Here is a 12811-nt window from a genome sequence, read left to right on the forward strand (position 1 = left end):
AATAAGGCACATTTACAACGAGTTAGTTTCTTGTTGATATTGAGGTGAAGCTGGCGCAAGTAAAGCGCATGCCAATAGAGTAGACAGCCACCTCGCTGACGGCAGCAGCCAAAACTGTTCAGGAACGCAATGTGAGTATGCATTTAAACGGTAACGAAAATCTGACCGACCTCAAACAGGTTCGTCAGCAAGTGTTGGGACAGACGCAAATTCTTCAAAATCTGATCCCACCCACAGTAAGCTACACCACCGAGGGCAATGTACTTATCATTGGCCCAGAGGATTTAGCGCGCCTCGCGGCAGACAAATTGTCAAACATGGGCCAGCGGGCCATTCTCGCTAACGAGTCCATTACCAGCCAAGATGAAGACCACCTTGAAAAGGTGATGGCCGCGGCGGAAGGCGTTGAAAGTTACTACAATAAGTTAATTGAAATTAAAGGGTTTTTGGGGCAGTTTCAGGTTAAAGTTGAACATGAAAACGGTGCTGCCGAGCTCAGTTTAGTCGCTATTCGTAAAGCTCATTTCGACCTTATCCTCGACCTCAGTCACTCGCCATGCATTAGTCTAGAGATGCTGCCACCAGGCTATTTCTATGTAGGCCAAGATGAAGCCAAATTGGCCGATGCCATCGCCCAGTTACCCGACTTAATTGGTGAGTTTGATAAGCCGCGGTATGTCAAAGTCAACAGCGAGATCTGTGCCCATAACCGTAATGGTATCGATGGCTGTAATCGCTGCCTTAATTTCTGTCCTGCCGATGCTATTGCTAGTGTGAACAAGAAGATTGAGATCGATCCTTATCTTTGTCATGGCGCCGGCAGTTGCACCAATGCCTGTCCAACAGGTGCAATCAGTTACGATTTACCTACGCCACAAGCACTGCATTCATATCTACATAAGCTTGTGAGTCGTTTTCGTGCGCAGGCGCAAACAGCCCCGGTCATTTTGTTTCATGACGCGGCTAATGGTGCCAGCTTAATTAACGAGGAACTGCCGGGGGCAGTGATTCCTGTTGAGCTAGAAGAGATCACCGTTGCCAGCATGGATCACTGGATGTCCTCGCTGGCTTGGGGCGCACGTCAAATCATAGTGCTGAATACCGACGCTACGGCGCCGACCCTAACACAGATGCTAAATGGCGAACAACAGTTGGCCAATGACATATTCGATGAGATGGGACAACCGCAACGCGTTAGCGTTATCAACCAAAATCAACTTGATGAGCTCGCCGCATTAATTGAAGTGAGTGCAAGTTGGCCTGTGATTGTGCCTGGTGAATTTAGTCCAACCACTAAGCGCGCCACCCTGTATGCGGCAATCGATCATCTCAATAGCCAAGCGGCCTCAATCGAAAGCACCTTGAGTAAGGGCAATATCCCGTTCGGCAAAGTCAGTGTTAACACCGACAGCTGCACCTTGTGTCTATCGTGCGTGTCGACCTGTCCGACCCAAGCGTTAACCGATGGTGGCGATATGCCAGCATTGCATTTTGTTGAGCAAGACTGTGTGCAGTGTGGTTTATGTGAGTCGGCCTGTCCTGAGAATGCGATTAGCCTGACAGCACAGATGAATTTTGATGCGGCTGCACGTCAGCAGCGCCAAACCTTGAAAGAGGAAGCCCCGTTTGATTGCATTCGTTGCGGCACCCCTTTCGCGACCCAATCCATGGTGCAACGGATGATGGATGTAGTCGGAGGCCATAGCGCCTTCAGTGCCAACACAGAACGCTTGAAGATGTGTAGCGACTGCCGGGTAAAAGATATGTTTGAAGATATTCTTCAAGATCCTGAAAAGCAACTGCGATAAGAGTGTAGCTATGACCGAATTAGTAAGAGAAGTATCAGAAAACGATCAATTAAGAGCCGATATCTATCAGCTGTTAGCCGCACTATTACGTTGTCAGCCAAGCGCTGAATTGCTGCAGTTTCTTGCCAGCCTTGAGATAGATGCCAACGAAGATGATAGCGACATGACTAAGGCCTGGTTGGCATTAAAACTTGCCGCAGGTCAGTTTACTACCGACCAACTTGAAGAGGAGTATTTTAATATCTTCTTGGGTGTAGGCAGTGGTGAAATCTTGCCTTATGGCAGTTGGTTTATGACCGGCTCTTTGATGGATAAGCCGTTGGCCTTGCTGCGTCAAGACTTGGCTCAACTCGGGTTTGAGCGTACCGATGAGGTGAAAGAGCCTGAAGATCATGTGGCTGCTCTGTGTGAAGTGATGGGTACCCTAATTTTAGAGGCACCAGGCTATCGTCAATTAGCGTTTTACCAACGTCATATCGGTAGCTGGATCGACCGCTTCTGTGATCACTTGGCTCGCACCCCTAGTGCGGCGTTTTATGCCACAGTGGCTCAGTTGGCTAAATCTTTCTTTGCTATTGAAGCCAATGAATTTGAACAATTGAGTTTAAACATTCCGGTGAACTGCCCTGGCAGCGAAGCGGAAAAGATCCAACCCACCAGCAATGAACTCGTTTCATAGGGTGGCAACTTGTTATGCCTGTGTCATCTGCTGCAGGCATAGTGAAATCTGAGGGCTCGCCCTCAATTACCATCGGGTCGCTGCGCCAGTGAGTTTCACATATCGGCAACGCGACTCACTTTGAGTTAATAAAGGAGACACTATGAAGAAGCAAGCTTCCGATATGGGTCGTCGTCAACTGTTAAAAGCCTTAGCCATAGGGAGTGCTGCCGGTGCTGTTGCTACCGTCAGTGGTCAGGCTGCGGCAGCTACACCAGCACAGGCTAAAGAGTCTGCTCGTGGTGATGGCTATCAGGAGACGGATCATATTCGTAGTTATTACGCGTCGTTACGTACTAAGTAAATCACTACTTAGGTAGTGAATCAAAGCGTAATTACGCAGTAATTCAATAACATTAGGAGAGTGTGTGATGCGATTAACACGCAAAACAGACCAAGCTGACGCTACTAAAAAGCCAGCCCTAGGTCTAAATCGTCGCCAATTCCTCCAGACAGCAGGTCTTGCTACTGGTGGTATTGCAGCGGCTTCAATGCTTGGCGCAGGTATGATGCGTAAAGCTGAAGCAAAAGAAGTGCCTCATGATGCCCCAACGGAAGTCAAACGGACTATCTGTTCTCACTGTTCAGTGGGTTGTGGTATTTACGCCGAAGTACAAAATGGGGTGTGGACTGGGCAAGAGCCTGCATTCGATCATCCATTCAATGCTGGTGGTCACTGTGCTAAAGGTGCAGCGCTGCGTGAACATGGTCATGGTGAGAAACGCTTAAAATACCCAATGAAGCTTGAAGGCGGTAAGTGGAAGCGTATCTCATGGGATCAAGCCATTGAAGAAGTCGGCCAAAAGGCGCTGGATATCCGTAAAGAATCGGGTCCAGATTCAGTATTCTTCATGGGTAGTGCTAAGTTCTCTAACGAGCAAGCGTATTTATACCGTAAATTCGCCGCGATGTGGGGCACTAACAACGTCGACCATTCAGCACGTATTTGTCACTCTACCACTGTAGCCGGTGTTGCTAACACTTGGGGCTATGGTGCGCAAACCAACTCTTTCAACGATATTCGTAATGCAAAAGCGATGATGTTCATCGGGTCTAACCCATCAGAAGCACATCCTGTTTCAATGCAGCATATCCTGGAAGGTAAAGAGCGCGGCGCGAAAATTATCGTTGTCGACCCACGTTTCACCCGAACGGCAGCAAAAGCTGACGAGTTCGTGCATATCCGCCCTGGTACCGATATTCCCTATATCTATGGTCTGTTGTGGCATATTTTTGAAAACAAGTGGGAAGATCAAACCTTTATCGACCAGCGCGTTTACGGTATGGAGCGTATTCGCGAAGCGGCCGCTAAGTGGACCCCTGCAGAAGTGGAAAACGTTGTCGGCGTACCCGAAGCACAGATGTATCGCGTTGCTAAGTTGTTGGCAACCACTAAGCCTGGCACTATCGTTTGGTGTATGGGTGGTACTCAGCACCATATCGGTAATGCCAATACCCGTGCCTACTGTATCCTGCAGCTAGCCCTAGGTAACATGGGTGTGTCTGGTGGTGGTACTAACATCTTCCGTGGTCACGATAACGTACAGGGTGCAACGGACTTTGGTCTACTGTTTGATACCTTGCCAGGCTACTACGGCTTGAAGACTGGGTCATGGAAACACTGGTGTAACGTATGGGATTTGGATTATGAATGGGTGAAAGCTCGCTTCGACCAAAACCAGTACTTGGGTCAAGACCCAATGACATCAACGGGTATCCCATGTTCGCGTTGGCATGATGGTGTACTTGAAGATAAATCTAAGATTGCGCAGAAAGATAACATTCGTATGTCATTCTTCTGGGGTCAGTCTGTTAACACCGAAACCCGTGGTCGTGAAGTGCGTGAAGCATTGAACAAGATGGATACCGTGGTTGTTGTGGATCCATTCCCAACCATGGCTGGTGTTATGCACACGCGTAAAGATGGTGTGTATCTGCTGCCTGCATCGACTCAGTTTGAAACCTACGGCTCTGTATCAGCATCTAACCGTTCACTCCAGTGGCGTACTCAGGTCATTGAACCACTATTTGAGTCTAAGCCTGATCATGTGATCATGTACAAGCTGGCGAAGAAGTGGGGCATAGAGCAAGAGTTGTGTAAGCATATCCAAGTCAATGGCGATGAGCCGCTGATCGAAGATATCGTCCGTGAATATAACAAAGGTATGTGGACCATCGGTTACACAGGTCAAAGCCCTGAGCGTTTGAAGATGCACCAAGAAAACTGGGGCACCTTCGATATTAAATCGCTTGAAGCGCCAGGTGGCCCTGCTAAGGGTGAAACCTATGGTCTACCTTGGCCATGTTGGGGGACGCCAGAGATGAAACACCCTGGTACGCAAATTCTGTATCGTACCGGCCGTGAAGTAAAAGACGGTGGCGGTAACTTCCGTGCCCGTTACGGGGTTGAGCACGAAGGTAACAATATCTTGGCTGAAGGCTCTTTCTCTAAAGGCTCTGAAATCAAAGATGGTTACCCTGAATTTACCGACAAGATGCTTAAGCAACTTGGCTGGTGGGATGATCTCACCGCTGAAGAGAAAGCCGCTGCTGAAGGTAAAAACTGGAAGACTGATATTTCTGGTGGTATTCAGCGTGTGGCGATTAAGCATGGCTGTATCCCTTACGGTAACGCTAAAGCGCGTTGTATCGTGTGGAACTTCCCTGATGATATCCCAGTACATCGTGAGCCGCTTTACACTCCTCGTCGTGACTTGGTTGCTAAGTATCCTACTTATGATGACCGTATGGTTGCGCGACTACCTACTCTATATAAAACTATTCAGGATCAAGATTTTGCCAAAGATTTCCCACTGGCATTAACCTCGGGCCGCTTGGTTGAGTATGAAGGTGGTGGTGAAGAGACCCGTTCAAATCCATGGCTAGCTGAACTGCAACAAGAGATGTTCATCGAAATCAGCCCGGGTGATGCGGCGGATCGCGGCCTTCGTGATGGTGACGAAGTATGGGTTCACAGTCCAGAAGGCGCCAAAATTAAAGTTCAGGCAATGGTGACACCTCGGGTGATTAATGGTGAATGTTTCATGCCATATCACTTCGCAGGTATCTTCGAAGGTGAAAGCCTAGAGAAGAATTACCCAGAGGGCACAATCCCTTACATTATTGGCGAATCAGCCAATACGGTATTGACCTACGGCTATGACGTTGTGACCCAGATGCAAGAGACTAAGTCTAGCTTGTGTCAGATCACTAAAGCCTAACTGAACTTGATGAGGAGATAGCCATTATGGCAGTCATGAAATTTTTATGTGACACCAAACGCTGCATCGAGTGTAACGGTTGCGTCACAGCATGTAAGAACGAAAACGATTCCGCACTCGAGTGGGGAATTCAACGTCGCCGCGTCGTGACGATTAACGATGGTCAGCCAGGCGAAGCATCGATCTCAGTGGCATGTATGCACTGTACCGACGCCCCTTGTATGGCAGTTTGCCCAGCTGATTGTTTCTATCGTACCGAAGACGGCATTGTATTGCATAACAAAGATACCTGTATTGGTTGTGGTTACTGTTTCTATGCCTGTCCTTTTGGCGCGCCACAGTTCCCTAAGAAGGGGGCTTTTGGTAGCCGCGGTAAAATGGATAAGTGTACTTTCTGTGCCGGTGGCCCAGAAGAGACCTTCTCTGAAGCCGAGCGTCAGAAGTACGGTGCTAACCGTATCGCTGAAGGTAAGTTGCCGATGTGTGCAGAGCTTTGTTCAACTAAAGCACTGCTCGCTGGTGATGCTGAAGTGGTATCGAACATTTACCGCGAGCGCATGGCTGCGCGAGGTAATCCTAATGTGATTTGGGGTTACAACCCTCAAACGGCTGAGTTCAACTAAGCAGAGCAAGGGTTAGTGCGTCAGTACTAACCCTTAAGTAAAGGAGTGACAATGTTAAACAAACTGTTAAACAAATCACTGCGTAGTCTGTTTGCTCTGTTAGTGCTCATCACGGGATTGGGTATGGGGGCGACGATGCTCTCTATGCCTGCTCACGCGAGTGATCAGCAATCGAGCCAGCAACAGGCTAACGCAAAGACCAGTGATGCTGACCTATGGCGAGCGGTAAAAGCCGGTGATTCGGGTTATACCACAGCTAAAGGTGTTGAAACTGGGGTGCTGATTAACGTTGCCGGTAATGAAGGTAAAGAGGTCCGAAATAAATACCTCACGCCAGTTATGGCCATAGCGGTCGTCGGTGTTTTTGGTGCATTTTTACTGTTTTACTTGGTAAATGGTGCATCTAAATTAAGCCATGGTTTTTCCGGCAAAATGCTATTGCGCTGGACAAAAGCCGACTTGTGGCTGCACTGGGCGATGGCGATACCTTGCTTAGCACTGATCTTTACTGGTTTAAATATCATGCTAGGTAAGTATGCCTTGCAACCTTATGTCGGAGCCGATATTTGGGCTGCATTAATCTATGGTAGTAAGACTATCCATGATTATGCCGGTCCTTTGTTCATTATCGCTTGGGCGTTATGTGTCATTAAATGGATGCCAATGCAGACATTTAAGATGTATGACCTTAAATGGTTCCTCGTGGTGGGTGGTTACATCAACTTCGGTCCATTTAAAGGTAAGCACCCTGACAGTGGTTTTGCTAACGCGGGTGAAAAAATGTGGTTCTGGACACTGGCCTTCTTTGGTCTATTTATCAGTGTGTCCGGTATCATGTTGGTTCTACCTGGCTTAGATCTGCCACGTGAAGCGTCAATGGCAGCCCTACTTATTCACGGTATCAGCGCTATTATCTTGATTGCCTTTACCATAGTACATATATGGATGGCGACGGTATTGAGTGAAGGCGGTATGGAATCGATGAAGTCGGGTTACTGTGATGAAAACTGGGCGATTCAACACCATAATCTTTGGTTCGATGAGATCAAAGAAAACGGCACCTTGCAGTATAAAAAGTAAGTTTATTACCTAAACTTCACTTATAAAAAGCACCTCGTTGGTAATCCAATGAGGTGCTTTTTTTTGGCTCGCTTTCAAGTCAAATTGGCCAAAGGTGTTGCCGAATATTGTCTGCGGATGAGTTCGTTAGTGCTATCAAAACGTGGCAACCATGTCGGCCCCCATTTTCTAAAAGACCAGCCATTTATCGGTTAACGGTCAAGTGTGGCGTTGATGGCGTATACCAATATCTATTACGCTCAATTCAGCATGCAACATTTAATTTACATCTGTGTTTGGGTGTATCACGCCTTTATGACGAACCGCTGCTCTGGATATTTGAATATACATGATTGGCTTAACACTTTGGCTATTTACTCTATTTTTGCGTAGTTCTTACCCCGTTTAGATCAATATTTTATGCATCAAATCCACCTATATTGCAGGGGCAATTAATCGGATGTTTTTAATAAATATATAAAATTTACCAAATCAGCACCTAGGCGCAACATTTGTTTAACGTGTGTTTTATCGCTTGATTTGAATGAAGCATCCCAACTATTTGAATCGTCCTAATACTAGGAGCAAAAATGAAAAAGCAACAGCCCGATCTCAATCGTAGATCATTGCTGAAAGCACTCTCCATTGGTGGTACGGCCGGTGTGGCCATTGCCGCAAGTGGTGTCAGTGTTGCCCATGCAGCGGAAACTAAGCCAAGTGTAAAACACACCGACAGCTACCATGAAACTGCGCATATCCGCAGCTACTACAACAGCTTGCGTAGCTAATTAGGAGAACAAAAGCGATGAAGTTAACTCGCAAATCAAATGAGGCGCCTGCCGTTGCTAAGTCAACACTAGGGATCAGTCGTCGTCAATTTATGAAGCACGCAGGTATCACCACCGGTGGTATCGCAGCAGCATCTCTTCTTGGTACTGGCATGATGCGTCGCGCCGAAGCCAAAGATATTCCTCATGATGCACCTATCGAAATCAAACGCACCGTATGTAGTGCCTGTGCGGTTGGTTGTGGTCTTTATGCTGAAGTACAAAATGGCGTTTGGACAGGACAAGAGCCTGCATTCGACCATCCATTTAACTCTGGCGGCCATTGTGCTAAAGGTGCTGCACTGCGTGAACATGGTCACGGTGAGAAGCGTCTTAAGTACCCAATGAAATTGGTTGATGGTAAGTGGAAAAAATTGTCGTGGGAGCAGGCTTTTAACGAAGTGGGCGACAAGATGCTGGACATCCGCAAAGAGTCGGGTCCAGATTCACTTTACTTTATGGGTAGCGCTAAGTTTTCTAACGAAGGCTGCTACATGTACCGTAAATTCGCGGCAATGTGGGGCACCAACAACGTCGACCACTCGGCGCGTATTTGTCACTCTACCACGGTAGCCGGTGTTGCAAACACTTGGGGCTATGGTGCGCAAACTAACTCGTTCAACGATATCCAGAACGCCAATGCGATCTTCTTTATTGGGTCTAACCCAGCTGAAGCACATCCGGTCGCGATGCAGCATATCCTTATCGCTAAAGAGAAGAATAACGCGAAAGTGATTGTTGTCGATCCACGTTTCTCTCGCACTGCAGCGCATTCAGATCTGCATTGTGCACTGCGACCAGGTACCGATATTCCATTCATCTACGGTATGCTTTGGCATATCTTCGAAAACGGTTGGGAAGATAAAACCTTTATCGAGCAGCGTGTGTTCGAAATGGAGACTATCCGTGAAGAGGTGAAGAAATTCCCACCTAAAGAAGTGACTAATATCACGGGTGTGGGTGAAGAAGATGTATACCAAGCGGCTAAATTAATGGCCGATAACCGTCCTGGTACCGTAGTTTGGTGTATGGGTGGTACTCAGCATCACGTGGGTAACGCGAACACGCGTGCTTACTGTATCTTGCAGCTCGCCTTAGGCAACATGGGCGTGTCTGGTGGTGGGACTAACATTTTCCGTGGCCACGATAACGTACAGGGTGCGACTGACTTAGGTCTACTGTTCGATACGCTACCTGGTTACTACGGTCTTAAGACTGGTTCTTGGAAGCATTGGTCAAATGTATGGGAACTGGATTACGAGTGGGTTAAAGGTCGTTTCGACCAAAATGAATACCTTGGTCGTATCCCAATGAATACGCCTGGTATTCCATGTTCTCGTTGGCACGATGGTGTATTAGAAACGCCTGAGAAGCTAGCACAGAAAGATCGTGTGCGTATGGCGTTCTTCTGGGGTCAATCGGTTAACACCGAAACTCGTCAAAGCGAAGTGCGTGACGCCCTAGATAAGATGGACACTGTAGTAGTAGTCGACCCATTCCCAACTATGGCGGGTGTGATGCACCGTCGTAAGAATGGTGTTTATCTATTACCAGCAGCGACTCAGTTTGAAACTGAAGGTTCAGTGTCTAACTCCGGTCGTAGCCAGCAGTGGCGCGAAAAGGTCATCGAGCCGTTATTCGAGTCTAAGACTGACCTTGAGATCATGTATCGTCTATCACAAAAGCTTGGTTTCGCAGATGAGTACACTAAGCGCATCGCCAAAGATGCTAATGACGTACTGGTGATTGAAGATGTTACTCGCGAAATTAACCGCGGTATGTGGACTATCGGTATGTCTGGTCAAAGCCCTGAGCGTTTGAAGCTACACACCCAAAACTGGGGTACGTTTAGCAATAAAACTCTTGAAGCGGTAGGTGGCCCAGCAAAAGGCGAAACTTACGGTCTACCTTGGCCATGTTGGGGTACGCCAGAGCAGAAACACCCAGGTACGCAAATCCTATACAACACACACAAACATGTGCTTGAGGGCGGCGGTAACTTCCGTGCGCGCTACGGTGTTGAATACAAAGGTAAGAACCTATTGGCCGAAGGCAGCTTCTCTAAGGGTGCTGAGATCCAAGACGGTTATCCAGAGTTCAGCGCAGATATGCTCAAGCAACTTGGCTGGTGGGACGACCTTACAGCAGAAGAGAAAGTCTCTGCCGAAGGTAAAAACTGGAAGACTGACCTTTCAGGTGGTATCCAGCGCGTGGCTATGAAGCATGGTTGTATTCCATTTGGTAACGCTAAAGCGCGTTGTATCGTATGGACCTTCCCTGATCAAGTACCTGTGCACCGTGAGCCTCTGTACACGCCACGTCGTGATCTTGTGTCTAAGTACCCAACTTATGACGATATGCAAGTGCATCGTCTACCTACGCTGTACAAGTCAATCCAAGAGAAAGACAGTTCAGTCAAGTACCCATTAGGATTGACCTCAGGTCGTCTGGTTGAGTACGAAGGTGGTGGTGAAGAGTCACGCTCTAACCCATGGCTAGCAGAGCTTCAACAAGAGATGTTTGTTGAAATTAACCCTGCCGATGCCGCTGACCGTGGTATCCGTAACGGTGACACTGTATGGCTAGAGGGTGCTGAAGGTGGCCGCATTAAGATTCAGGCGATGGTAACCCCACGGGTTAAACCTGGTGTGACTTGGATGCCTTACCACTTTGCGGGTGTGATGCATGGCGAAAGCCTCGAGAACAACTATCCAGAAGGTACAGTGCCTTATGTGATTGGTGAGTCAGCGAACACGGCATTAACTTACGGTTATGACCCTGTGACGCAGATGCAAGAGACTAAAGCTTCGCTTTGTCAGATCACTAAAGCCTAAGTACCGGGAGAATTGCCAATATGGCTACAATGAAATTTTTATGTGATACCAAGCGCTGCATCGAATGTAACGGCTGTGTCACTGCATGTAAAAACGAAAACGACTCTGCTCTAGAGTGGGGTATTCAGCGTCGTCGCGTTGTCACCATCAATGACGGTGTTCGAGGCGAAGCGTCTATCTCTGTGGCGTGTATGCATTGTACAGATGCACCTTGCCAAGCGGTTTGCCCTGCAAACTGTTTCTACAAGACAGAAGATGGCCTAACGCTACACAACAAAGATACCTGTATCGGTTGTGGCTATTGCCTATTTGCTTGCCCATTTGGCGCGCCTCAGTTCCCTAAACAGGGGGCATTTGGTAGCCGCGGTAAAATGGACAAATGTACTTTCTGTGCCGGTGGTCCTGAAGAGAATCATTCAGATGCAGAACGTCAGAAGTACGGTGCAAACCGTATTGCAGAAGGCAAGCTGCCTATGTGTGCTGAACTGTGTGCGACTAAGTCGCTACTGGCAGGTGATGCTGAGGTTATCTCAAACATCTTCCGCGAGCGTGTTGCATACCGTGGTTCAAAAAATGCAATTTGGGGTTAATCCTCAGCTTGCATAACGCCACTATAATCCACACCGTGCCCTAGGGCCGGTGTGGACGATAAGGATGTAATATGAACAATTGGTTCAAACAAATTAGCCTAGTGTTAGCCCTTGTTGTGGGGACAATGTTTAGTGCATTGTCGTTTGCCCATGATGATGCCGCGGCGCACGCTCAGGCAACAGAAGGGCAGATCTGGTCGCAGCTACAAGCAGGCGTCACCGGTGAAACCACTTCAGATGGTCAATTCCATAATCAACCCATTAACACCTATGATTTACGCGTACTCGAGCTACGCAGTGACTGGCTAGCACCAGCGCTAATGGCTGCGCTGTTTGGCATGATTGTCATCTTTATACTGTTTATTAAAGTGAATGGTATCTCTAAGTTGCATCATGGCTTCTCGGGTAAAATGGTGTATCGCTGGTCGAAGTTTGATGTATCGATCCACTGGCTTGGCGCCATTCCTTGCTTACTGTTGATCCTCACCGGATTAACCCTGTTGGCCGGACGTTTCTTCTTCCAACCTTATTTGGGTGAAGGCTTCTGGGCGGCACTGGTGTATGGTGCAAAGCAAGTGCACGACGTGATGGCCATCCCCTTTATGTTGGGCTGGGCGCTCATGGTCAGCTTATGGGCTAAAAACCAGCTACCTAAGATGTATGACGTTAAATGGTTCATGGTGGTGGGTGGTTACATCAACTTCGGTCCATTCAAAGGCAAACACCCTGATGCGGGCTTTGCTAACGCCGGTGAGAAGATGTGGTTCTGGGCGTTCGCGCTATTTGGCCTAATCATCTCAGCGTCTGGCATGTTGTTGCTGTTCCCGAACTTGTTCGAGCCTAGCCGTACCCTGAGCTTAATTGCTTTGGTATTGCACTCAGTTAGCGCCATCATCATCACCGCGTTCTCAATCGTGCATATCTTCATGGCAACCGTGATGTCTGAAGGTGGCATGGAGTGTATGGTGTCGGGTTACTGTGATGAAAACTGGGCGACTCAGCACCACAACTTGTGGTTCGATGAGATCAAAGCCGACGGTACGCTTAAGTATAAAAAATAGGCTGTAGTCTTAGGTGATAGTGCTTAGGCGCTAGCCACTACAACCGCTTTGATAAACACCTCGTTGGGTA

At 47.9% G+C, this 12811-nt stretch carries 10 protein-coding genes; all 10 read left to right on the plus strand.

Translation table 11 applies throughout. From position 1 onward, the window contains the following. Positions 1-137: 137 nt before the first annotated feature. The 10 genes from AC0VXX_RS00240 (at position 138) to AC0VXX_RS00285 (ending at position 12741) form a co-directional block, all read left to right on the plus strand. Positions 138-1808 (plus strand): 4Fe-4S binding protein, encoded by a 1671-nt coding sequence (locus AC0VXX_RS00240; RefSeq protein ID WP_475516889.1) that lies wholly within the window; start codon positions 138-140, stop codon positions 1806-1808. Between the two features lie 10 nt (positions 1809-1818). Further along, entirely contained in the window at positions 1819-2487 is a 669-nt protein-coding gene (locus AC0VXX_RS00245) for a TorD/DmsD family molecular chaperone (protein ID WP_475515445.1), read from the plus strand. A 142-nt stretch (positions 2488-2629) separates the two neighbouring features. Then, positions 2630-2830 (plus strand): twin-arginine translocation signal domain-containing protein, encoded by a 201-nt coding sequence (locus AC0VXX_RS00250; protein WP_475515446.1) that lies wholly within the window; start codon positions 2630-2632, stop codon positions 2828-2830. Between the two features lie 67 nt (positions 2831-2897). Then, on the plus strand, positions 2898-5747 hold the full coding sequence (locus tag AC0VXX_RS00255) for a formate dehydrogenase subunit alpha (protein WP_475516890.1): 2850 nt from the start codon (positions 2898-2900) through the stop codon (positions 5745-5747). 26 nt (positions 5748-5773) lie between these two features. Then, entirely contained in the window at positions 5774-6370 is a 597-nt protein-coding gene (gene fdh3B, locus AC0VXX_RS00260) for a formate dehydrogenase FDH3 subunit beta (RefSeq protein ID WP_475515447.1), read from the plus strand. Positions 6371-6421: 51 nt separating this feature from the next. After that, positions 6422-7450 (plus strand): formate dehydrogenase subunit gamma, encoded by a 1029-nt coding sequence (locus AC0VXX_RS00265; RefSeq protein WP_475515448.1) that lies wholly within the window; start codon positions 6422-6424, stop codon positions 7448-7450. Between the two features lie 569 nt (positions 7451-8019). Then, positions 8020-8217 (plus strand): twin-arginine translocation signal domain-containing protein, encoded by a 198-nt coding sequence (locus tag AC0VXX_RS00270; RefSeq protein WP_110458741.1) that lies wholly within the window; start codon positions 8020-8022, stop codon positions 8215-8217. A 17-nt stretch (positions 8218-8234) separates the two neighbouring features. Beyond that, a complete protein-coding gene (locus AC0VXX_RS00275) occupies positions 8235-11090 on the plus strand; it encodes a molybdopterin-dependent oxidoreductase (protein WP_475515449.1) in 2856 nt (951 codons plus the stop codon). Between the two features lie 20 nt (positions 11091-11110). Continuing rightward, entirely contained in the window at positions 11111-11680 is a 570-nt protein-coding gene (gene fdh3B / locus AC0VXX_RS00280) for a formate dehydrogenase FDH3 subunit beta (protein WP_475515450.1), read from the plus strand. 71 nt (positions 11681-11751) lie between these two features. After that, entirely contained in the window at positions 11752-12741 is a 990-nt protein-coding gene (locus AC0VXX_RS00285) for a formate dehydrogenase subunit gamma (protein WP_475515451.1), read from the plus strand. The last annotated feature ends 70 nt before the right edge of the window (positions 12742-12811 follow it).

The sequence above is a fragment of the Shewanella sp. QJM3NY_23 genome, assembly GCF_056173105.1.